The organism is Pseudomonas petroselini, from assembly GCF_045037875.1.
In the GTDB taxonomy this organism is placed as follows: Bacteria; Pseudomonadota; Gammaproteobacteria; order Pseudomonadales; family Pseudomonadaceae; genus Aquipseudomonas; species Aquipseudomonas petroselini.
The window spans coordinates 1,005,968-1,028,818 of the sequence record NZ_CP173614.1; the positions used below are offsets into that span (position 1 = coordinate 1,005,968).

Annotated in this window: 15 protein-coding genes, 1 tRNA gene and 1 pseudogene; 14 read left to right on the forward strand and 3 right to left on the reverse strand. The window is 57.5% G+C overall.

Going from position 1 to position 22,851, the window contains the following annotated elements; translation table 11 throughout:
* Positions 1 to 6: 6 nt before the first annotated feature.
* The 7 genes from ACI512_RS04765 to ACI512_RS04795 all read left to right on the forward strand — a co-directional run bounded on the left by ACI512_RS04765 (position 7) and on the right by ACI512_RS04795 (position 8,390).
* Complete coding sequence (locus ACI512_RS04765; protein ID WP_083221317.1) at positions 7 to 657, forward strand: DUF2460 domain-containing protein; 651 nt, start codon at positions 7 to 9, stop codon at positions 655 to 657.
* Entirely contained in the window at positions 654 to 1,514 is an 861-nt protein-coding gene (locus ACI512_RS04770) for a DUF2163 domain-containing protein (RefSeq protein ID WP_405121671.1), read from the forward strand. The genes ACI512_RS04765 and ACI512_RS04770 overlap by 4 nt, the downstream gene beginning before the upstream one ends.
* On the forward strand, positions 1,511 to 1,969 hold the full coding sequence (locus ACI512_RS04775; protein ID WP_405121673.1) for a hypothetical protein: 459 nt from the start codon (positions 1,511 to 1,513) through the stop codon (positions 1,967 to 1,969). The genes ACI512_RS04770 and ACI512_RS04775 overlap by 4 nt, the downstream gene beginning before the upstream one ends.
* Entirely contained in the window at positions 1,953 to 4,463 is a 2,511-nt protein-coding gene (locus ACI512_RS04780; RefSeq protein WP_405121674.1) for a phage tail protein, read from the forward strand. The genes ACI512_RS04775 and ACI512_RS04780 overlap by 17 nt, the downstream gene beginning before the upstream one ends.
* Positions 4,464 to 4,475: 12 nt before the next feature.
* Entirely contained in the window at positions 4,476 to 6,533 is a 2,058-nt protein-coding gene (locus ACI512_RS04785; protein WP_405121675.1) for an SGNH/GDSL hydrolase family protein, read from the forward strand.
* 520 nt (positions 6,534 to 7,053) lie between these two features.
* Positions 7,054 to 7,563: a glycoside hydrolase family 104 protein gene (locus tag ACI512_RS04790; protein ID WP_405121676.1), complete on the forward strand. Its 510-nt coding sequence runs from the start codon at positions 7,054 to 7,056 to the stop codon at positions 7,561 to 7,563.
* A 308-nt stretch (positions 7,564 to 7,871) separates the two neighbouring features.
* Positions 7,872 to 8,390: a lysis system i-spanin subunit Rz gene (locus ACI512_RS04795; RefSeq protein ID WP_405121880.1), complete on the forward strand. Its 519-nt coding sequence runs from the start codon at positions 7,872 to 7,874 to the stop codon at positions 8,388 to 8,390.
* 155 nt (positions 8,391 to 8,545) lie between these two features.
* Here the strand turns inward: ACI512_RS04795 and ACI512_RS04800 are convergent, their stop codons facing one another.
* The gene (locus tag ACI512_RS04800; RefSeq protein WP_405121677.1) at positions 8,546 to 8,842 is read right to left on the reverse strand and encodes a winged helix-turn-helix domain-containing protein; all 297 of its coding nucleotides are present in this window, start codon (positions 8,840 to 8,842) and stop codon (positions 8,546 to 8,548) included.
* A gap of 381 nt (positions 8,843 to 9,223) precedes the next feature.
* Between ACI512_RS04800 and ACI512_RS04805 the strand changes: the two genes are divergently transcribed.
* Entirely contained in the window at positions 9,224 to 10,267 is a 1,044-nt protein-coding gene (locus ACI512_RS04805; RefSeq protein ID WP_405121678.1) for a diguanylate cyclase, read from the forward strand.
* Positions 10,268 to 10,323: 56 nt separating this feature from the next.
* Here the strand turns inward: ACI512_RS04805 and ACI512_RS04810 are convergent.
* Positions 10,324 to 10,828, reverse strand: a pseudogene (locus ACI512_RS04810) (IS3 family transposase); the annotation flags it as partial.
* A gap of 97 nt (positions 10,829 to 10,925) precedes the next feature.
* A tRNA-Thr gene (locus ACI512_RS04815) sits at positions 10,926 to 11,001 on the reverse strand.
* A gap of 181 nt (positions 11,002 to 11,182) precedes the next feature.
* On the opposite strand from ACI512_RS04815, the gene ACI512_RS04820 reads away from it, so the two are divergent.
* The 6 genes from ACI512_RS04820 to ACI512_RS04845 all read left to right on the forward strand — a co-directional run bounded on the left by ACI512_RS04820 (position 11,183) and on the right by ACI512_RS04845 (position 22,843).
* Positions 11,183 to 11,590 (forward strand): hypothetical protein, encoded by a 408-nt coding sequence (locus ACI512_RS04820; protein ID WP_236383762.1) that lies wholly within the window; start codon positions 11,183 to 11,185, stop codon positions 11,588 to 11,590.
* Positions 11,591 to 12,326: 736 nt separating this feature from the next.
* Entirely contained in the window at positions 12,327 to 13,361 is a 1,035-nt protein-coding gene (gene bcsQ / locus ACI512_RS04825) for a cellulose biosynthesis protein BcsQ (RefSeq protein ID WP_405121679.1), read from the forward strand.
* Positions 13,358 to 15,577: a UDP-forming cellulose synthase catalytic subunit gene (gene bcsA / locus ACI512_RS04830; RefSeq protein ID WP_236380717.1), complete on the forward strand. Its 2,220-nt coding sequence runs from the start codon at positions 13,358 to 13,360 to the stop codon at positions 15,575 to 15,577. The genes bcsQ and bcsA overlap by 4 nt, the downstream gene beginning before the upstream one ends.
* Positions 15,574 to 17,841 (forward strand): cellulose biosynthesis cyclic di-GMP-binding regulatory protein BcsB, encoded by a 2,268-nt coding sequence (gene bcsB / locus ACI512_RS04835; RefSeq protein ID WP_236380718.1) that lies wholly within the window; start codon positions 15,574 to 15,576, stop codon positions 17,839 to 17,841. Before bcsA ends, bcsB begins: the two co-directional genes overlap by 4 nt.
* A complete protein-coding gene (gene bcsZ, locus ACI512_RS04840) occupies positions 17,838 to 19,034 on the forward strand; it encodes a cellulose synthase complex periplasmic endoglucanase BcsZ (RefSeq protein ID WP_093542959.1) in 1,197 nt (398 codons plus the stop codon). Before bcsB ends, bcsZ begins: the two co-directional genes overlap by 4 nt.
* Positions 19,016 to 22,843 (forward strand): cellulose biosynthesis protein BcsC, encoded by a 3,828-nt coding sequence (locus tag ACI512_RS04845; protein WP_236380719.1) that lies wholly within the window; start codon positions 19,016 to 19,018, stop codon positions 22,841 to 22,843. The genes bcsZ and ACI512_RS04845 overlap by 19 nt, the downstream gene beginning before the upstream one ends.
* The last annotated feature ends 8 nt before the right edge of the window (positions 22,844 to 22,851 follow it).

Below are 22,851 nucleotides of genomic sequence, written 5' to 3' on the forward strand. Positions count from 1 at the left end.
GGCGAGATGTCGTTAGGACCTTTTTGGCCGGCGCGCTGGATCGCCAATTACCCCGATATGGGCGCGGCGGTTGAAGGTGTGCTACCGCGTCTGCCCGGGCAAACCCTGCTGTCAAAAAAGGCGCCTGAGTGGAGTACCGGTGTGCAGAAAGCTGCCAGTGGTCGACGCCGCACAACGGCGTACTACCCCGCGCCGCTGTGGTCTTTCCAACTGAGCTACAACGCCGTGCGCAAGCGCCCAGGTTTAGATGAGTGGTCGAGGCTGATTGAGTTCTTTAATCAGCGCAAAGGGCAATTTGGCGAGTTCCTGTTCTTTGACCGTAGCGATCATCTGGTAACGCTTCAGCGCTTCGGCACCGGGGACGGCACCACGCGAACATTTCAGCTTTCCCGGGAGATCGGTCACTGGGTGGAGCCGGTGTATGGCGTCGTCAATGTGGATGCTGTGACCGTCGGAGGCGTTTCCATTTCTGCCTACAGCGTGGATGAGTTGGGGCTTATCACCTTTGCGGTGGCGCCTCCCATTAACGCTGCGTTGGTGTGGAGCGGGGCGTTCTACTTTCGCTGTGCTTTCGAGGCCGATTCGCTCGACGGGGCTCAACCCTATCGCACGATCTGGGAACTCAAAAACATCGCGTTCACGAGTATCAAACCATGATCGATGCCACACCTGAATTGAAAGCCTTTCTGGCTACGGCGCGCAGTTTTGTCATGGCGGATCTGTACACGATTGCCCTGGCCAGCGGCCAGGTGCTGCGTTACACCGATGCGGGTTTGCAGATCTTCTATTCCGGACAGAACTACTCGGCCAGCGGCCCCCTGATCAAGCGCACCGGTGTCCGGGCGGTGCGCGGGATTGAGGTCGACACGTTGAGCGTGACCTTTACCGCCGGCATGGACGACACCGTGTTCGGCGAGCCCTTGTTGCCATTCATTGCCGGTGGCGGTTTTGACGGGGCCACCTTGAACCTTGTCCGAGCGTTTATGGCGGACTGGCGGTCGCCCGTGGTGGGCACGGTCACACGTTTTATCGGGCGTGTCGCCGAGGTGGATCCTGCCGACCGCGAGCAGGCGACGGTGACAGTGAAGTCGCCGATCGAGCTGCTGGATACCAAGGTGCCCCGGGGTGTCTATCAGCCCTCGTGCCTGCGCACGGTATACAGCGCCGATTGCGGGGTGAACCGTGCCCTATTTGAAACCGTGGGTGTGGTCCAGGGCGGCAGCACGGCTCTACGTGTGAACTCCAATGTGCCGGCCACTCAGGGCTGGTTCGATCAAGGCGTGATTCGTTTTGTGAACGGTGCCAACGCAGGTGTGACAAGAACCGTACGCCGATTCACGGCAGATGGCGCCGTGACGATGATCCTGGGACTGCCAGGTGTGCCAGTGGCGGGTGATCAATTTTTGATTTACCCGGGTTGCCCACGGACGCTGGATGCTTGCACCAACAAATTTGGCAATCGAGCGCGGTACCGGGGTATGCCGTTCATTCCCGTCGCGGAGACCTCCGTATGAGCGCGTTCGAAGTACTGCAGCGAGATGCTGTGGTCGCGCAGGCCGAGCGTTGGTTGCGCACGCCCTACCAGCACCGGCAGCACCTGCTCGGCGTTGGTGTCGATTGCGCCTGGTTGCTGATTGAGGTGTATCACGCCGCCGGGTTGATTCCCTGGATCGATCCTGGGGCGTACGCCCAAGACTGGCACCTGCATCGCAGTGAGGAGCGGTATCTGGGCTGGCTGGAGCTGTACGGCCGGCAGATCGACGTCCCGCAACGTGGCGATGTGGCGGTCTGGAAGTTCGGCCGGACCTTCAGCCACGGCGCAGTGGTGGTCGATGAGCACTGCATCATTCACGCCTATCGAGACATCGGCGTCGAGTTTGCGGATATGCGCGAAGAGCGGCTTTCCAGCCACACCGTGCGTTATTACACACTTAACGGATATGGAGTCAGTGATGGGGGGCAGCAGTAGTACCATTTCCAACAGTGCGACACGTATCAACGCGTTGCAGATCCAGAGCAGTGCCAGTGGCAAGCCGATCGCCTGGATCGCCGGCCGTAATCGCATCAGCCCTAATCTCATTTACTACAGCGACTTTGAAGCAGTCGCAAAAACCACGACGAAAAAATCGGGGGGTAAAGGCGGTGGGGGGGCTACCCAGAAGGACACGACCTACACCTACTATGCGGCCATCATTTTGGCTGTCGGGCGAGGGCCGCTGGGGGCGATACACCGAGTCTTTCGCGACAAGGAAGTGTTTTCCTCACTGGCGCAGATTGGCTTGAACTACGCCAATGGCACTCATGACCAGGCCGTGTGGGGCTTTCTTCAGACTCGCCACCCAGCTGAAGCGATCGCCTACGCTGACACGGCCTACGTGTTTTCCAGCAGGTATCTGCTCAACGATAACGCAGGCGTACAGAATCATACTTTTGAGGTGGACGGTCGTTATCAAGTGCCGGGCCTGCCGGATGCCAATCCGGGCGATTTCCTGCCCGGGCTTTTGCTCGATCCTTTGGACGGAATCGGTTTTACCCCGGCATGGGTTGCGGATATGTCGAACTACCGCAACTATTGCTTGGCGGAAAACTTACTCTTGAGTCCAGTGCTCGACGAGCAGGCGCCAGCGAATGAGGCCATCGCGCGCTGGTTGCAGCTGACCAACAGCGAGCTGGTGTGGTCTGCCGGTCAACTCAAGGTGATCCCCTACGGCGACCAGGCTGTCACCGGCAACGGTGTGACGTGGTTTCCGAACATCACGCCAGTGGCGGATCTGACCGATGACGATTTTCTCTCAGAGGAGGGTGGGCCTCCGGTCTCGCTCAAGATCAAGAGCCAGGCCGACAGCTACAACGAGGTGTCGCTGGAGATCCTTGATCGCGATCACGAGTACAACACGGACGTGGTGCGCGCGCCTGACCAGGCTGCGATTGAGCAATTTGGTTCCAAACCGATGGACACCATCAAAGCGTACGAGATCTGCAATATCGCCATCGGCGCCCATGCGGCGCAGTTGTTGGTGCAGCGCAAGCTGTACGTGCGCAACGAATATGAATTCTCCCTCGGCTGGCAGCATGTGCTCCTAGAGCCCATGGACCTGGTGACGATCACTGATCCAGGCTTGAACCTGCATCAGCGCCTGGTCCGGTTGATTTCGGTCGAGGAGGACGAAATGGGTAAGTTGGCGATCGTGGCCGAGGATGCGTTGCTGGGCGTCGGCAGCGCGCCCAATTATCCCGTGCAGAGCAAGAGCGGTTATCAGGGCAATCAAAACGTTGCGTCAGGCCCCGTCCTTCCGCCCATCATGTTCAACCCACCCGAAAGCCTGCTGCCCGCCGGTACGTTGCAGATCTGGGGAGGTGTTGCCGGTGCGGGTGAAGCCTGGGGCGGTTGCGAGATCTGGATCAGCGCTGATGGTGACAGCTATCGGTTAGCGGAGACGATTTACGGCAGGTCGCGCATTGGGCAGTTGACCGCAGCGCTCGCGTCCGGAAGCGACCCCGATACGGTCAACACCTTGTCCATTCAGTTGGCAGCGGCGACCGAGTTGGCAGCCGCCACTACCGCTGAGGCAGATAGTGGCGCCACGCTGTGTTGGGTTGCTGGTGAATTGCTGAGTTACCGTGACGCGGTGCTCACCGGAGTCGGAGGGTATGAGCTGAGCTATCTGAGACGCGGGCGTCTGAGCACGGCCATCTCCAGTCACTCGATCGGCTCGCCGTTTGTGCGGTTGGATGATGCGGTCTGGAAATACAGCTACACGTCCGACCAAGTCGGCAAAACTGTCTGGGTCAAGTTCCGCTCATTTAACGTGTTCGGCCGAGCGCTTGAGGATCTGGCGGATGTCACGGCCTACAGCGTCACGTTATCACCCGCCCGGGTAGCGCCTGATACTGCGCAAAACCTCGCTCTGGTCGGCGCCTTCGAGGCGCCGTACTTCACCGTGAGCTGGGTGGCCGGAGCTCGTGCAGAGGATCGCTTGGTACGTGTTCGTCACGCGGGCAGCAATGCTCTCCTGCGAGAGGTGGCGACCACCAGTACGGCATTCACGTACCAACGTGAAGATGCGTTGGTGGATGGTGCGCTCATTCGCAGCTATCGGGTGGAGGTCATCGAGCGCAACGCTGCAGGCCAGGCACAGTTGGTGTCGTTGTTGGTCACCAATACGGCGCCGGCGCCCGTTACGGGAACCGCCGCCACGGTCACTGGCACCACCACCGCGGATGTCAGTTGCGCGGCCAGTGCAGCTGCAGACACAGCGGGCTATGTGTTTGTGTATTCGACAGAGGAGGACTTTGATCCGGCAACAGCAGGAGCAGTCGGCTATCAAGGCATATCGCGCACCGGGCAGGTCACGGGACTGACAGCTAATACCACGTATTACCTCTGCGCTGCAGCGTACGACACCTGGAGCAGTGTGCGCAGTCAACTCAACTTCGCCCCGGCGATCACCTTCAACACCTGATAGAGACTCATCATGCAACCTATTCAATTCTTTGCCGCAAGGGCTGAGGACGGCGTATTGCTGCCTGGAGCCACCGTTCACGTCTACAGCAGTGGTACCTCAATTCTTACGGCGTTGTTTAGCGACGCAGAGGCGACTGTCCCACTTGCCAATCCGACTCATGCGGATGCGAGCGCACGGGTGTTTTTTTATGCAAAAGAACGAAGGATTGACGTATCGATTGGTTACGGAGGGTATGTTGCGCCTCTGCTGAAGGACATCGTAACGACGGATCCCGAGGATATTTTAAATGTGGTGGTTGAGGCTGCAGATCGGGCTGAAATTGCAAGTAGTCAAGCCCAGCTATCTGCAGGAATCTATGCGACTACGGCGCTCGGTTTAGCAGGTACGGTGTCGGGGAAATACTTCAGTGTGCCAACCGCTGATAACAATGAATATTTGATTCTGTATCAGAACAGTTCCGGGGTTGCGATTGAGGTCAAGCGCTACCCAAGCGCAGCAGCCGTGAGTGGTGTGACATCCCGAGTGGCAAGTATCGAGCCTCCGGTGAAGTCACTCAGCATCCAGGTCGGTAAAAACCTTTACAACAACGCCACGCAGGTTGCGGGAGGATCCTTTAATACGACAACTGGGGGAGATACGGCGCCGGGTGGGTCTTGGTATCGTAGCGAGTACATCCCAGTGGCAGCTGGCGCAACGTATAAGTTCTCTCTTGCTGCTGTCCCTGCAGCAGCGAATATGGCTTATGCCTTTTATACCGCCGCTAAAGCGTTTATTTCTGGCGCTGGAGGTGCCAACAGCGTGAGTGCTCCGGCTGGAGCTGCATACCTGCGGGTAAGCTTTAACTGGGCAGGTCCCATCACGGCAATCGTTGCTGCAGATGCGCTTCCTGGTCAGTACGTTCCATACCGGCTGGAGATGAACGGTAATAGCAGCGAGGCGGGGCTGTACATTGGTAAAGACCTGTTATCGAAAACGCTTGTTGAAACGGGGTCTGCCATAGTCGCCGGGTTGTCACCTCAACTGGATTATGTGACTGAGCGACATGCCTCTTTTATCGATACACCCTCTAATTTGTTTGATTACAGAGCACGGATAATCGGGAAAAATATAAGTTCGACAAATGGCTTGGAGGTCAACGTTGAAGGCTGGTGGGCGACCGGTTTTATTCCCGTTGCTAATGACGGTGCGACTTACCGATCAACAACAAAGTCATCAACCATCAACGTCATGCCCCAGCCGCAGTTCAGTACGCAAGGTGTGACAGGTGCATGGTATGACGCCGACAAGCGTTTCTTGGCCGGAATAGTGAACTTGAACAGCCTGACCGCGCCTGCAGATGCCGCTTATATACGTATTTCCTCCAACAGTGCTTCACCGGATAAGATCATGTTTACCAAGGGCGCCGACTTGCCTATCAGGTATGAGCCCTATCATTCTTCGTTATCGCTAACACGTGTGACCAATATGCTCCCACCGTTCTGGGGGAAGAAATGGTGCGCATTAGGGGACTCGTTCACTCAGCTGAATTTGTACGCGGCGAAGTTGTGTGACGTTACCGGGCTGCAGCAAACTAAAAATCTGGGAGTCAGCGGCCAGCTGTTGCGTACGATGGCGGATAACTTGGCGGCCGGTGATTTGGACGGGATTGATGTGGTGACCACCTGGGGCGGTACGAATGACTACGGCCACGGCAACTGTCCATTGGGCACCCTGACCGATCCGAAGGAAACGATCTCCATTCACGGCAACGTTCGCTATTTGATCGATAAGATCCTGACCATCAAGCCTACGGTTCAGCTGTTTTTTTTCACGCCGACGAACCGGGGTCAATTTGGCTCTGAGCCGGCGCCGCCGGCATTGAACAGTTATGGCTTGAGCATCCAAAGTATTGGCAAGGCCATGATGGATGTGTGTCGGGAAGTGGGCGTTCCGTGTTTTGACGTGGGCGGTCACTGCGGTATCAACAGTTACAACCTGTCGCTGTACACGACAGACAACCTTCATCCAAATCAACTGGGGGCTGACGTTCTTGGTGTTTTGATGGGTAAATTTATTAATAATCACTAACTAAGTTTAAGGTGTGAATATTAATTGATCAGTGGTAAATAAATACTCTATGTTTTTAGTTTTCGTGTGTGGCTATAGAGTGGTTAAATAATTAGCTAGATATTGCCTTCCGTGGCAATGGACCATACATAACTAGTAGAAAGATTATCATTTTTTGAGACGATACTTTTCCCACCCTACCTTAGATTCAATTCTTCCAGAATCTCCGAAGACGGTATAGCGTGTGGCCCTGTAAAAAGCTGTAGTTCTAGAAAATCCAAAACCTCTCACCTTTCGATACGCCCACAACCAACCTTTTTTTTCCGGTTTTTCTACGGGGTTAGTGGTCATCCAACTGTCCTTCATGTTGATGCTAAATTTTTCAGTGGATGATATCAAATAGCTGCGATGCAGAGTTTGACAAATAATAACTTTATGTTTTTAAGTTCTAGATTGAGTAGTTGGAAGATGTAAATTTCTGCATTGCAGTTTGTATAACTTACCTGAAACTAATCGCGTTGCGATTTTTGGAGTTAGGAAAATGTCACAGCTCTTAGTTGCTCAGGCGGGCAGCAGTAACGCACTCGCCTTTCTCGATATGCTCGCTTGGTCTGAGGGAACCAGTAGATCGCCGGTCACGGTATTGTATGGCTACGATGTCATTGTCACCGGAGTCGACAGGAAACCCGAGATCTTCAAGGACTTCAGTGATCATCCTTTCGCAAAAGGGCGTCCGTCGAAAGTCATCAACAGCAAGGGTCTGACCTCGAATGCCTCGGGCCGTTACCAGCAAATGTTGAGGGACTGGCCGTACTACCGAACGCTACTGGCCCTGCCTGACTTCAGTCCGATCAGTCAGGACCTGCTGGCTCTGCAGCACATCCGCGAATGCCGCGCACTATCGGACGTACATGCAGGCCAAGTTGAGTCCGCTATCGCAAAGTGCCGGAATATCTGGGCAAGCCTGCCTGGTGCAGGGTATGGCCAGCGAGAACACCGGCTTGACGATCTGATTCAGCAGTACCGCTTGGCGGGTGGGGCGCTGTCATGACGGCATTACGGAAGGGGTCCCGCGACCTTGCCCAAGCCGAGGAGGACCGTCTGTATTTTCCGTGCCCTGTCTGCGGCATCGCCCATGGTATTTCGCACAGCGCAGGGATTGGTCAACGTTGGGGGTGGAATGGGGAACTTGGACGCGCCGACGTTCCCGCCAAGCATTCTGGTCCGATACGACTGGTCGGACGGTCCGAGGGTTTGCCATTCGTTCGTGCCTGGTGGGCGCATTCAGTTTCTTGAGGACTGCACTCACCATCTGGCGGGGCAGACCGTCGATCTACCCCATTGGGAGGATTAGTAATGCTGACCACACCACAGAAACTAGCAGTCTTGCTGATCGCGATGATCATTGCGTTCGGCGCGGCCTGGCAGGTGCAAGCGTGGCGTTACGCTGGAAAGCTCGCAAGCCAGGCGGCGCTGCAGGCTGACGATCTAAACAATCTGACTCAGGCCGCACTCCGCCAGCAGCGGACCGAACAAGACAAGCGCCTGACCACAGAGCAACAACTTGCCATCTCCGATCAACAGCACACCCGAGAACTGTCCGATGCCAACCGTAAACAGGCTCTTTTGCGTGACCGGCTTGCTACTGCTGATGTGCGGCTGTCAGTCCTTCTCGACCCCAAGGACCCAGCCATTGGCTGCAACGTGTCCGCCACCCCCGCCACCGTCGGCGTGGTTCATGCAGCCCGTCGAGCCCAACTTGACCCAGCGCATGCTCAACGAATTTTCGGCATCACCGACGCCGGTGACCAGGGATTGATTGCCCTGCGTGCCTGTCAGGATTACGCTAGAAAAATTTCGAAGTTAAGGAAAAATTAATTTATAAGCTATAACTAATAATGTACGAGAACATTGCAGGTGTAATGATTATATCTGCCGTCAGTCGTTTATCGAACCATCCCTGGTAGGTTGGAATTACCTCGGTTTCCGTCAGTTTCGTGTATTTATTTTCTTAGGGCTTGATTGATGGGCTATCAGGTTTCTACATGAATATATTGTGTCAGGTAATAACCTCTATTTCTTACTGAGCGGAAAAGTTTATCTCCATATGAAGATTTTTTAAATTTTGCCTGCAGTCTGCTCATGCACATGCAAAGGCCCTTATAATTGTCAGGGTCCTTGTGAATGCGTTCTATTATCGTTTCGTTTTTTACGGGCTGTCCTGAGCAATTTGAAATTATAACAATCACGTCCCTCTCTGTTCTAGTAAGAGAAATGACAATCTTGTTGCAAGAGCTTACTAGTATTTTATCTTTTTTTTTAATATCCAATAGTTGACTTTTCTTGCTGTGACGGTGGCGAGCTTTGCTGTGTCCAGATACAATTTGTTAAATACCTGTATAGTTAAGTTTTTAATTGTTTTTTGGTGTTGATTTTTTCTAATCGATTTGATAGCTGCTTTTTATAATTGAGGGTCACCCTTTTTACCTAACTGCGGATCCGAGGATTCAGCCGCGTGTAATTATAAGGGGGGGTTCCGAGAATGGTCGATGAATGTTAGGTTTTGTCAGTGTATGGATAAGCGCCTAAGTTTAATATGTGTAACGATAATTTGGCGTCAAATTTATGGTTTTGGGTGCGCTGGCATGTGTCAGGCTCAAGCTAAAAAAAGTATAAATTTTAATTAGTGCATATTGGTTTGGGGTGGGGCTGTGAAATCGGTAGATGTGAAAGAAGGAGTACTCTTTGCGCGAAGAATATACTTCCCTAGAGTTTTAGGTACATTGTTATGCGGGTTTATTATCGCGGTTACAGCTTACGGGGGAATGTCATTGGTAGAGTGTATGCTCCTTACTCTCAATAGTTTTATATGGGCTCATGTCGCTTTTTGCTTATCTCGCAATTCGAGTAATCCATTTAAAATGGAGAAGATAAACCTTCTAGCGGATTCTCTGTTTTGTGGTTTTTGGATCGCGGTTATGCACGTGAGGCCACTTCCTTCAGTTGTAATATTTTCAATGGTAGCTATGAATAGCGTGGATGTTGGAGGTCCGAAATTTTTATTTAAAAGCCTAGGTTTCCAAAGCCTAGGTTTTGCTGTGGTATTTTTGTTTTCTGACGTGGATTATAAGTTTGATATTAGTACTGTGTCTGAGGTTTTACTGTGTCTTCCTTTGGTGGGTATATACCCGATTGTGCTAGGGCTATCTTTTTATAATTTGGCCGCTGAATTAAAGAGTAGTAAGGTGTTGTTGAGGCAGTTAAGTTGTACTGATTCTTTAACGGGTTTACTTAACCGTCGATATTGGTGTGAGCTGGTCTCGGGACATATGAGTCGGCCAAAATTAATGGAGTCAGCTATTCTTGTAATGGTTGATATTGATCGTTTTAAGTTTATAAATGATGCATATGGCCATAATGCTGGCGATAAAGCACTCTGCATTTTGGCAGATACTTTTAGGTCAAAGCTTAGAGGCGTAGATTGTATATGCAGATTTGGTGGGTGCGAGTTTTGCATATTTCTCAAGAATATTTCGGCTAAAGAGTCAGTTGCGAGAATGGTTGAGGTTAGTGAAATATTTGAGGCCGAGGTAGAGAGGGCTTTTCCGGCATCTAATGCGACCCTAAGCGCGGGAGTTATGCCTTGGGATCCTAGTATTGTTGACGTGGATAGTTGGCTCGCGCTTGCTGACAAAAATTTATACAGTGCAAAAAGAAATGGACGCAATCAGGTTTTTATAGAGCTCGTAGTATAAGCTTTGAATCGCCCCGGGTTTTCTAGGCTCTCTCCAAGCTCACTGTGTAGCGCTTTTCAAAACTCTATCGATGACAGCTGATTGTTGAAACCATGATGTCGCTTTGGGTTGTAAAAATTATCTCGATGCAATCGAATACATCCCCACGAGGATCTTGCCGAGGGGTGTGGATTTTTCTCTTGATTCTTTGACACTTCAGCAGCTGGAAAAAACTCTCAGCTACGACATTGTCGTGGCAGTTACCTCGACGGCTCATGCTGGCGACCAGGGTTTTGGCCTTTAAAAAGCTGCGCCAAACAGAGCTGCTGTGCTGGCTGCCCTGATCAGAGTGAACCCTCCTTCTGCTTCGGCTTACGCCTCCACACGGCCATCAGCAGTACATCAATGGCCAAGTCGCTGGCCATGCGACTTCATTGACCAACCAACGAGTTGGCGTGAAAACAGATCGAGCGCAACGGCCACATACATCCAGCCTTCATGTGTTCGGATGTAGGTGATGTAGGTGACCCAAACTTTGTTGGGTGCTCTGACATCGAACTGGCGCTTAGGTAAGTTTGGTGAGAAAACTGCTGGAAGGAGGGAGCGCCGATTGTACGTGTATTTGTACGTCTGGCAGAAGCAACAAGGGCCTGCATCGCTGCAAGCCCTTGTTTTTTAATGGTGCCGGCACCAGGAGTCGAACCCGGGACCTACTGATTACAAGTCAGTTGCTCTACCAACTGAGCTATACCGGCGTGTTAGGGCGACGATTATAGCGATTGGAAAGGTTCTGTAAACCCCTGAATTCTGACTATTTTTGCAAAACCCAAGCTTTTCTCACAGTCGCCCCTTTTTTCGACCAGCAAGGGTAGGATTCTTCTCTTAATGCCGGAGGGTCTATCTCGGCAATCTTGTCCAAACCAAAGGAAGCCCCATATGAAACGGACTCTCTCCCTGTCCCTCGTCCTCCTCACCGCCGCTCTCGGCGCGTGCTCCACCCATCAGTCGGCCAACGACCCCGCGCTGGTTGGCACTTGGAAAGGCTTGCGCACCGAGACCGGTAAATGCCAGTTCCTGTCGTGGACCAATACCCTCAAGCCTGACGGTCGTTTCATTATTACCTTCTACCGCGATGCGCAGCAGACGCAGGTGATACAGACCGAGCAGGGTTCGTGGGCGGCGGCCAATGGTAAGAATGAGCTGCGCACAGATGGCGTGCGCTCGCCGGATGTGTACACCTATAAGCTGCTGGACGCAGACACCGTTCACTATGTGAGTGTGGCATCGGACCCCACCAGCGATTGCCAAGACGACTACCAGTTCACCGAGCGCCGTGTCCGCTGACAAGGCAGGTTTGCTTCAAAACCGGGCACTCGGGTGCCCGGCCGTCACAAGTTTCAACTCCCTTGCGCGCACTTGCCCGCACCTTTCTCGTAGTCCAATACCTTTTTTTGCCTGGCGTGAGCATCAGCAGCAAAAGCCTACAGCCTGACTGCGATCAATTTGGTCTAGTTAATGGGGCGTATCTTTCAGGCTCAGCAGGTTTAGCGCTCTGGAGGTGTCGGCCCTGTGTCATTCGGCGTGGGTTTTGCTTCGTGGTCTTGGCTGTCTGCACAGCGATATACGGTCCGTGGCTTTGCGGGCGGTTGCGGCTCGACCGCTCGGCAGTTTCGCCCTTGAATACAGGCGAGGTTTCCGTATTCTGTCGCGCGATATAAACCGTCTGTTTAATCGCGGTTGTGTGTAGGCAAATTTTTGAGACAGTGTAGGGCAATCGAATATTTGTTTATGGGTATGTCAGATTAGTGCCGTTTCTGACCACTCAGCCAACAAAGAATACGATAAATCAGTGCAAGTTCATGTTCTTACAGCGAATGCATTCTCTCTAAAGAATTCGTCATAAAAATGGCGCCATGCCGTTCGTCGGATAAGATTGAGCGAAAAGCATCAAAATACTGACACCATCATTGTGATATCACAGAATGCGCCCGACACCACATAACTAAAAAAATACAAGGTCAGCCTATTGCTGACCTTTTTATCGCCTTTAAAGCGCAAACCAGGTGGGGAGGGGCAGTGAGTGAGTCGAGCAGATGACATTTCAAAACTATTCAACAAGCTGGGTGCCAACCCGAGTGGCTACCGCGAGATCGACTTCGTCCACGAGTTCATCGAGGACGATGTAGAGGTCCTGGAAACCCCGGCGGTCGTTCGAGCCCTGCCTGTGATTGAAGCGCCGTCAGCGCCTTTGCTGCGTCTGTTGGAAGAGCTGAGCCAAGGCGAAGCCGACCACCTGCAGCCGCCCGAAGTGGTGGAGGGGCGAAACGGTGAGGTGTACTCGGAGCATTCCAGCCCCAAAGTCGTGGTGGTTGTCTCGGTAAAAGGCGGCGTCGGCCGCAGCACCCTAACTGCCGCGATTGCCAGTGGTTTGCAGCGTCAGGGGCGCCCGGCACTGGCCCTGGACCTGGACCCGCAAAACGCCCTGCGCCACCACTTGTGCCTCGGTCTCGACATGCCCGGCGTGGGCGCGACCAGCTTGCTCAATGAAAGCTGGGAAGCGCTGCCCGAGCGCGGTTTTGCCGGGTGCCGCTTGGTGGCATTCGGTGCTACCGACCACGAGCAGCAACAGAGCCTGAATCGCTGGCTGGGCCAGGATGACGAGTGGCTGAGCAAACGCTTGGCCGGCCTCAAATTGAACGGCCAGGACACCGTGATCATCGACGTCCCGGCCGGCAATACCGTGTACTTCAGCCAAGCCATGTCGGTCGCCGACGCAGTGCTGGTAGTGGTGCAGCCGGACGTGGCGTCGTTCAGCACGCTCGATCAGATGGACAGCGTGCTCAAGCCCTCTCTCAATCGCAAAAAACCGCCACAACGCTTCTATGTGATCAACCAACTGGACGGTGCGCACCGCTTCAGCCTGGACATGGCCGAGGTGTTCAAGACCCGCCTGGGTGCTGCCCTGTTGGGGACGGTCCACCGCGACCCCGCGTTCAGCGAAGCCCAGGCCTACGGGCGTGATCCCCTTGACCCCACCGTCAACAGTATCGGCAGCCAGGACATCCATGCCCTGTGCCGCGCATTGCTCGAACGAATCGACTCGGACCTCCCATGACCGACACTACGTCCTCCACGCCCTTCGTCGAAGGGCGCGCTGAACAGCGCCTAAATGGCGCCATCGCGCGCTTCAATCGGTGGCCTTCGGCGCTGCGTACGGTACTGGTTGTTGCCAGTTGCGTGCTCGGCGCCATGCTGCTGCTGGGCATTATCAGCGCGCCGCTCGACCTCTACAGCCAATGCCTGTTTGCCGCCGTGTGCTTCCTGGCGGTGCTGGTACTGCGCAAGATCCCGGGGCGCCTGGCGATCCTCGCCTTGGTGGTGTTGTCGCTGGTGGCGTCGTTGCGCTACATGTTCTGGCGCCTCACCTCCACCCTCGGCTTTGAAACCTGGGTCGACATGTTCTTCGGCTACGGCCTGGTCGCGGCCGAGTTCTACGCCCTGATCGTGCTGATCTTCGGCTACGTGCAAACCGCCTGGCCGCTGCGCCGCACGCCGGTGTGGCTCAAGACCGAGCCGGAAGAGTGGCCGACGGTCGACGTGTTCATCCCGACGTATAACGAAGCGCTGAGCATCGTAAAGCTGACCATTTTCGCCGCCCAGGCAATGGACTGGCCCAAGGACAAGCTGCGGGTCCACGTGCTCGACGACGGTCGCCGCGACGACTTCCGCGACTTCTGCCGCAAGGTCGGCGTGAACTACATCCGGCGCGACAATAACTTCCACGCCAAGGCCGGTAACCTCAACGAAGCGTTGAAGGTCACCGACGGCGAATACATCGCCCTGTTCGACGCCGACCACGTGCCGACGCGTTCCTTCCTGCAAGTGAGCCTGGGCTGGTTCCTGAAAGATCCGAAGCTGGCGATGCTGCAAACGCCGCACTTTTTCTTCTCGCCGGACCCGTTTGAAAAGAACCTCGACACGTTCCGCGCCGTGCCCAATGAAGGTGAGCTGTTCTACGGCCTGGTGCAGGACGGCAACGACCTGTGGAACGCCACCTTCTTCTGTGGCTCCTGTGCCGTGATTCGCCGTGAGCCGCTGCTGGAAATCGGCGGCGTAGCCGTTGAGACCGTGACCGAAGACGCCCACACCGCGCTCAAGCTCAACCGCCTGGGCTACAACACCGCTTACCTGGCCATCCCGCAAGCCGCGGGCCTGGCCACTGAAAGCCTGTCGCGCCACATCAACCAGCGTATTCGCTGGGCACGGGGCATGGCGCAGATTTTCCGCACCGACAACCCGCTGCTGGGCAAAGGCCTGAAGTGGGGCCAGCGCATCTGTTATGCCAACGCCATGCTGCACTTCTTCTATGGTTTGCCGCGCCTGGTGTTCCTGACCGCGCCGTTGGCCTACCTGGTGTTCGGCGCAGAAATTTTCCATGCGTCGGCGTTGATGATCGTTGCCTACGTGCTGCCGCATTTGGTGCACTCCAGCCTGACCAACTCGCGGATCCAGGGGCGCTTCCGTCACTCGTTCTGGAACGAGGTGTACGAGACCGTACTGGCTTGGTACATCCTGCCGCCGGTGCTGGTCGCGCTGGTCAATCCCAAGGCGGGTGGCTTCAACGTCACCGACAAGGGCGGCATCATCGACAAGCAGTTCTTCGACTGGAAACTCGCCCGCCCCTACCTGGTGTTGTTGGCGGTCAACCTGATCGGTCTCGGCTTCGGTATCCACCAGTTGATCTGGGGCGATGCGTCCACTGCCGTGACGGTGGCGATCAACCTGACCTGGACCCTCTATAACCTGATCATCACCAGTGCCGCCGTGGCCGTGGCCTCGGAAGCACGCCAAGTGCGTTCCGAGCCGCGTGTCAGCGCCAAGCTGCCCGTGAGCATCATTTGCGCCGACGGCCGCGTGCTTGATGGCACCACCCAGGACTTCTCGCAAAACGGCTTCGGCTTGATGCTTTCCGATGGTCACTCGATCACCCAGGGTGAACGCGTGCAATTGGTACTGTCGCGCAACGGCCAGGACAGCCTGTTTGACGCCCGCGTGGTGTTCAGCAAGGGCGCGCAGATCGGCGCCCAGTTCGAAGCCCTCAGCCTGCGCCAGCAAAGCGAACTGGTTCGCCTGACCTTCTCCCGCGCCGATACCTGGGCCGCGAGTTGGGGCGCCGGTCAGCCGGATACGCCGCTGGCGGCCCTGCGCGAAGTCGGCTCCATCGGCATCGGCGGCTTGTTCACCCTCGGCCGCGCCACCCTACACGAACTGCGTCTGGCCTTGAGCCGCACCCCCACAAAACCGCTAGATACGCTGATGGACAAGCCATGACCTCGAACATATTCGCTCGCCCTCATCCGCGCCGTGCACTGGCGCTGATGATCGCCTCGCTGATGGGCCTCAACACCCTCGCGCAAGCTGCCGAGCAAGCGGTTGCCACCGTGCCGGTACAAAGTACCGACACCGGCTACAGCCTGACCCTCAAGCAATTGGGGCGTCGCGACACCATGAACCTGCAAGGTGTGGAGTCGTCCGACAGCGTCAACTTTGATATCCGTGCCGATGAAGTGGTGAAGGGCGCGCAACTGTTGCTCAAGTACAGCTACTCGCCGGCGCTGCTGGCCGATCTGTCGCAGATCAACGTGCTGGTCAACGGCGAAGTCGCCGCCAGCCTGCCGCTGCCTAAAGAAGGCGCGGGCACGCCGCAAGAGCAGTTGGTGCAGATCCCGGCGCACTTGATCACCGAGTTCAACCGCCTGAGCCTGCAGTTCATCGGCCACTACACCATGTCTTGCGAAGACCCGCTGCACAGCAGCCTGTGGGCCAAGATCAGCAACAGCAGTGAGCTGAAAGTGCAGGTCGAGCCGATCGTGCTCAAAGACGACCTGGCCGTGCTGCCGCTGCCGTTCTTCGACAAGCGTGACGCACGCCAGGTGAGCCTGCCGTTCGTGTTCGCCACCGCTCCCGACAGCGCCGCGCTGGAAGCCGCCGGCGCTCTGTCGTCGTGGATCGGCGGCCTCGCCAGCTACCGCGGCGCGACGTTCCCGACCACCCTCGGTGAGTTGCCGGCCAAAGGCAACGCCATCGTGCTGGTGCAAACCGCCGACGCGATGGACATACACGGTGTTGCCGTTGCCAAGCCGGCCGGCCCGACCCTCACCCTCATCGCCAACCCGAACGACGCCAACGGCAAGCTGCTGATCGTCACCGGCCGTGACGGTGCAGAGCTCAAGCGCGCCGCCAACGCGGTGGTGCTGGGCAACCCGGTATTGGCCGGTAACAGCGTGGTGATCACCAAGCTGGATACCCTCGCACCGCGTCGTCCATACGATGCCCCGAACTGGCTGCCAAGCAACCGCCCGGTCCGCCTGGGCGAGTTGATCGAGCAGCAAAAACTCAGCGTGTCGGGCTACAACCCAGGCGCGATCAGCGTCGATATGCGCCTGCCGCCAGACCTGTTCAACTGGCGTGAAGAGGGTGTGCCGCTCAAGCTCAAATACCGCTACACGCCGCAGCAGGTGTCGACCAACTCGTCGCTGCTGATCGGCCTGAATGATCAGTTCATGAAGTCCGTCGCATTGCCGTCGGTGACCAACCTGGGCGGCGGCCAAACCCTGCTCGACCAGTTGAAGAAAGACGAAAGCCTGCCGCGTGAAGTGACGACCCTGTTGCCGATCAGCTCGGCATCGCCCAAGTCCAAACTGCAAGTGCGCTTCATGTACGACTACATCAAAGAAGGCGAATGCCGCGACATCATCGTCGACAACATGCGCGGTACGGTCGACCCGGACTCGACCCTCGACGTCACGGGCTACCAGCACTACATCGCCATGCCGAACCTGGGCGTGTTCAACGACTCGGGTTTCCCGTTCACCCGTTTGGCTGACCTGTCGGAGTCGGCCGTGGTCATGCCCGACAATTACGGTACCGACGAGCTGACCGCCTACCTGACGGTGCTTGGCCGTTTTGGCGAAGCCACCGGCTACCCGGCCACTGCGGTAAAAGTAGTGCAGGCCAAAGACGTGCAAAGCGTTGCCGACAAAGACCTGTTGGTGCTCGCCACCGCTGCCAACCAACCGCTGCTCAAGCAGTGGCAGCAATACCTGCCGGCGACCAGCGATGGCGAGCAACACCAGTTCCTACTGTCTGACCTGCCACGTTATGTGCGCAGCTGGATCAGCCCGGACCCGGCGGCCAACCAACACCCGGCCAACACCGGCATTACCTTCAAGGGCCTGAGCAACAGCACGTGGCTGGCGGGTTTCCAATCGCCGCTCAAGAGCGGTCGCAGCGTGGTGCTGATCGCCAGCAACCAGCCTCAGGGCCTGCTGGAAGCGACCAACGCGCTGATCGGCGGTGACGACTATAAAGACTCGATCCAAGGCAGCCTGGCGGTGGTGCAAGGCACGCAAATCAGCTCGCTGGTAGGCGATGAGCAGTACTACGTCGGCAAGCTCAACTACTTCAAATTCATGCAGTGGCAACTGTCGCAGAACCTGGGTTGGATGCTGTTGATCACCTTCCTCGGCCTGGCCGTGGTCACCAGCCTGATCTACTTGTCGCTGCGTGCCCGTGCAAAACGGCGGTTGGCATGAGCCCGCTTAAGAGCATGGCCCTGGCGGCGCTGGGCGCGGTGATGTTCGTCGGTAGCGCGCAAGCGCAAACCTGCGACTGGCCGTTGTGGCAGAACTACGCCAAGCGCTTCGTGCAGGATGATGGGCGCGTGCTGAACTCGTCCATGAAACCCACCGAGAGCAGCTCGGAAGGCCAATCCTATGCGATGTTCTTTGCCTTGGTCGGCAACGACCGTGCGAGCTTCGACAAGCTGTGGACCTGGACCAAGGCCAACATGTCGGGCGCCGACATCGGCCAGAACCTGCCCGGCTGGTTGTGGGGCAAAAAAGCCGATAACACATGGGGTGTGATCGACCCGAACTCCGCCAGCGACGCCGACTTGTGGATGGCCTACGCCTTGCTCGAAGCGGCACGCGTGTGGAATGCACCGCAGTACCGGGCCGACGCGCAATTGTTGTTGGCCAACGTTGAACGCAACCTGATCGTGCGTGTGCCTGGCCTCGGCAAGATGCTGTTGCCAGGCCCGGTGGGCTACGTGCACGCCGGTGGCCTGTGGCGCTTCAACCCGAGCTATCAGGTGCTGGCGCAACTGCGTCGCTTCCACAAAGAACGCCCGAATGCCGGCTGGAATGAGGTGGCCGACAGCAACGCCAAAATGCTTGCCGATACGGCCAGCAACCCTCACGGCCTAGCGGCCAACTGGGTCGGTTACCGCGCCACCAGCGCCAACACCGGGCTGTTCGTGGTCGACCCGTTTTCCGATGACCTGGGCAGCTATGACGCGATCCGCACTTACATGTGGGCCGGCATGACCGCCAAGGGCGATCCGCTGGCGGCGCCCATGTTGAAATCCCTGGGCGGCATGACGCGGGCCACCGCAGCATCGGCCACCGGCTACCCACCGGAAAAAATCCATGTACTGACCGGCGAAGTCGAGAAAAACAACGGCTATACGCCGATGGGCTTCTCGGCCTCCACCGTCGCCTTCTTCCAGGCTCGCGGCGAAACCGCGCTGGCGCAGTTGCAGAAGGCCAAGGTCGACGACGCGCTCGCCAAAGCCCTGGCCCCTTCGGCGCCGGACACCGCGCAGCCGATCTACTACGACTACATGCTCAGCCTGTTCAGCCAGGGCTTTGCCGATCAGAAGTACCGTTTTGAACAAGACGGTACGGTCAAACTTTCCTGGGAGGCCGCATGCGCCGTCACACGCTAGCCATTGCGATTCTCGCCGCCCTGGCCTCCACCGCCAGCGTCGCTGAAACCAGCGACCCGCAGTCCCTGCTGATTGAGCAGGGCTACTACTGGCAGGCGAAAAAGAACCCCGAACGCGCCCTGGAAACCTGGCAGAAATTGCTGCGCCTGAGCCCGGACCAACCGGATGCGCTGTACGGGATCGGCCTGATCCAGGTGCAACAGAACCACCCGGCCGAAGCGCAAAAGTACCTGGCCCGTTTGCAAGCGTTGAGCCCGGTGCCGCGCCAGGCCTTGCAACTGGAACAGGACATCACCGTTGCGGTTCCGGACAACGCCAAGTTGCTGGAACAGGCGCGTGAACTGGGCGAGCCGGAGGCCGAGCGTGAACAGGCTGTGGCGTTGTATCGCCAGATTTTCCAGGGCCGTCAGCCTCAAGGCCTGATCGCCCGCGAGTACTACAACACCCTGGGCTTTACCGCCAAAGGCAGCAGCGAGGCCATCGCCGGCCTGCAGCGCCTGACCCGTGAACGCCCGAACGACCCGATCGTTGCGCTGTTCCTGGCCAAGCACCTGGCGCGTAACCCGGCCACCCGGCCTGACGGTATCCGGGCCCTGGCTAAACTGGCATCGAACAACGACGTGGGCGGCAACGCCGACGAAACCTGGCGCTTCGCGCTGGTCTGGCTCGGCCCGCCGAAGCCGGACCAGGTTTCGCTGTTCCAGCAGTTCCTCACCGTGCACCCGGATGACAGCGAGATCCGCGCGCTGATGAACAAAGGCATCGCCCAAGGTAAAGGCGGTGGCACCTGGCAGCGTGATCCGCAGATGACCAAGGCTTTCAAGGCGTTGGATGACGGCGACCTGAAAACCGCCGAGCCTCTGCTGGCGGCGCGCCTTGCGCAAAAGTCCAATGACGTTGATGCCCTCGGCGGCATGGGCGTGTTGCGTCAACAGCAAGAGCGCTACAGCGAGGCGGAAAACTACCTGGTCCAAGCCACGCGCTTGCCGGGTGGCGCTGCTTGGCAGTCGGCCTTGAATGATGTGCGCTACTGGAACCTGATCAGCCAAAGCCGTGACGCCCAGCGTGCCGGTCGTAGCGCCCAGGCCCGCGACCTGGTGGCCCAGGCCGAACGCCTGAACCCAGGCCAGCCTGGCGCGGCTATTGCGCTGGCGGGCTTCCAGGCCCAGGACAACCAGTTCGACGACGCCGAAGCGGGCTACCGCAAAGTGCTGGCTCGCCACCCTGGCGACCCGGATGCCTTGAGCGGCTTGATCAACGTGCTGTCCCAGTCGGGCCAGCCGGATGAAGCCTTGAAGCTGATCGACTCGGTGTCGCCGGCCCAGCGCGCCAAGTTCGCACCGAGTGTGAAAATCAACGCGTTGCGCGCGACCCAGGTGGGCAAACTGGCCGAGCAGCGGGGGGATCTGAAGGCCGCGCAAGCCGCCTATCGCCAGGCCCTTGATGCCGACCCGGAAAACCCCTGGACCCGCTTCGCCTTGGCGCGCATGTACCTGCGCGACGGGCAGATCCGCAACGCGCGAGCCTTGATCGACGGCTTGCTCAAGTCCCAGCCCAACCAACCCGATGCGCTGTACACCAGCACCTTGTTGTCGGCGCAATTGAGCGAGTGGAAGCAAGCCGAGGCCACCTTGGGGCGCATCCCCACGGCACAGCGCACGGCGGACATGAACGAACTGGCGACCGACATCGCGCTGCACCAGCAGACCGACATCGCTATCGAAACCGCTCGCCGTGGCCAGCGCCCGGAAGCCTTGGCGTTGCTCGGACGTTCCGAACCGCTGACCCGCAATAAACCCGAGCGTGTGGCCGTGTTGGCCGCCGCCTATGTGGAAGTGGGGGCTGCGCAGTACGGTCTGGACATGATGCAGAAGGTGGTGGAGAACAACCCCAACCCGACGGTCGACCAGAAGCTGCTGTACGCCAACGTGCTGCTCAAGGCCAACAAATACAGTGAGGCGGGCGAGATCCTGCGCGAAGTACAAGGCCAGCCTTTGACCGAGACCGGCCGCCAGCGCTACGACGATTTGATCTACCTGTACCGGGTCAAGCAGGCCGACGCCCTGCGTGAGAAGAACGACCTGGTGGCGGCTTACGACATGCTGTCCCCGGCCCTGGCCCAGCGCCCGAACGACGCCTTGGGCGTCGGCGCCCTGGCGCGGATGTACGCCGCCAGCGGCAATGGCAAGAAGGCCATGGAGCTGTACGCGCCGTTGATCCAGCAGAACCCCAATAATGCGCGCCTGCAACTGGGCCTGGCGGACATCGCCCTGAAAGGTAATGACCGTGGCTTGGCGCAAAGCGCCAGTGACAAGGCGTTGGCCCTGGAGCCGGGTAACCCGGAGATCCTCACCTCGGCCGCGCGCATCTATCAGGGCCTGGGCAAGAACAGCGAAGCCGCGGAACTGCTGCGCAAGGCCCTGGCGATTGAAAACGCCATGAAGGCCAAGACCCAGGTAGCCCAGGCCAGCGCTCCAGGTACGTCGTATAACCCGTTCGTGGGCTTGCCAGGCCAGCGTCGCCAGGTCACCGACCTGACCGTTGCCGGCGCGGTACCGCCACCGATCGATGCACCGACCAAGTCCGTGACGTCCAACGCGTTTGCGAGTGCCACGTCCAACGACTTGAGCGACCCGTTTGTGCCGCCATCGAGCATTGCGTCGATCGACAGCCCCGAGCTGAGCCCGGCGCGTCGTGCGCTGGACACTATCCTGCGTGACCGTACCGGTTATGTGGTGCAGGGCTTGAGCGTACGCAGCAACAACGGTGAGAAAGGCTTGAGCAAAATCACCGATGTGGAAGCGCCGTTTGAAGCGCGGATGCCGGTGGGGGATAACACTGTGGCGCTGCGGGTGACGCCGGTGCATTTGAGTGCTGGTAGCGTCAGCGACGATGCTGCATCGCGCTTCGGCGGCGGCAAGACAACCTCGCCACGTACCCAAAGCGATACCGGTGTTGGCTTGGCCGTGGCATTTGAGAACCCTGATGAAGGCCTTAAGGCAGACGTCGGCGTAAGCCCATTGGGCTTCCTCTACAACACCATCGTCGGTGGCGTGAGCGTGTCGCGTCCGTTCGAGGCCAACTCGAACTTCCGCTACGGCGCGAATATCTCGCGGCGCCCGGTCACAGACAGCGTCACTTCCTTCGCAGGTTCCAAAGACGGCGACGGGTTAAAGTGGGGCGGCGTGACCGCCAACGGCGGGCGTGGTGAGTTGAGCTACGACAACCAGAAACTGGGTGTCTACGGCTACGGCTCCTTGCACCAACTGATGGGTAACCACGTTGACGACAATACCCGCATGGAATTGGGCAGCGGTATCTATTGGTACCTGCGCAATAACCCACGCGACACGCTGACCCTGGGCATCAGCGGTTCTGCACTGAGCTTCAAGGAGAACCAGGACTTCTACACCTATGGTAACGGCGGCTATTTCAGCCCGCAGCGCTTCTTCTCCCTGGGTGTACCGATTCGTTGGGCGCAAAGCTTTGATCGCTTCAGCTATCAGGTAAAAAGTTCGGTGGGCTTGCAGTATATCGGCCAAGATAGTGCGGATTTTTTCCCGGGCCACAAAGAGCTGGGTGGGCAGAAGTACAACGGCTCGGATAAAACCGGCGTCGGCTACAGCTTCAACGCCGCCGCCGAATACCGCTTGAGCTCGCGCTTCTACCTGGGCGGCGAAATCGGTCTCGACAACGCCCAGGACTACCGCCAGTACGCCGGTAATGCTTATCTGCGCTACTTGTTCGAAGACCTGAGCGGGCCTATGCCCTTGCCGGTCAGCCCGTACCGTTCCCCTTATTCCAACTGATTAATCGG

Bases quoted from the DNA above. Each gene is read 5' to 3' on its own strand.
- ACI512_RS04780 (WP_405121674.1), top strand. From the start codon at position 1,953: ATGGGGGGCAGCAGTAGTACCATTTCCAACAGTGCGACACGTATCAAC.
- ACI512_RS04845 (WP_236380719.1), top strand. From the start codon at position 19,016: ATGCGCCGTCACACGCTAGCCATTGCGATTCTCGCCGCCCTGGCCTCC.
- bcsB (WP_236380718.1), top strand. From the start codon at position 15,574: ATGACCTCGAACATATTCGCTCGCCCTCATCCGCGCCGTGCACTGGCG.
- ACI512_RS04770 (WP_405121671.1), top strand. From the start codon at position 654: ATGATCGATGCCACACCTGAATTGAAAGCCTTTCTGGCTACGGCGCGC.
- bcsZ (WP_093542959.1), top strand. From the start codon at position 17,838: ATGAGCCCGCTTAAGAGCATGGCCCTGGCGGCGCTGGGCGCGGTGATG.
- ACI512_RS04785 (WP_405121675.1), top strand. From the start codon at position 4,476: ATGCAACCTATTCAATTCTTTGCCGCAAGGGCTGAGGACGGCGTATTG.
- bcsA (WP_236380717.1), top strand. From the start codon at position 13,358: ATGACCGACACTACGTCCTCCACGCCCTTCGTCGAAGGGCGCGCTGAA.
- ACI512_RS04790 (WP_405121676.1), top strand. From the start codon at position 7,054: ATGTCACAGCTCTTAGTTGCTCAGGCGGGCAGCAGTAACGCACTCGCC.
- ACI512_RS04820 (WP_236383762.1), top strand. From the start codon at position 11,183: ATGAAACGGACTCTCTCCCTGTCCCTCGTCCTCCTCACCGCCGCTCTC.
- ACI512_RS04775 (WP_405121673.1), top strand. From the start codon at position 1,511: ATGAGCGCGTTCGAAGTACTGCAGCGAGATGCTGTGGTCGCGCAGGCC.
- ACI512_RS04765 (WP_083221317.1), top strand. From the start codon at position 7: ATGTCGTTAGGACCTTTTTGGCCGGCGCGCTGGATCGCCAATTACCCC.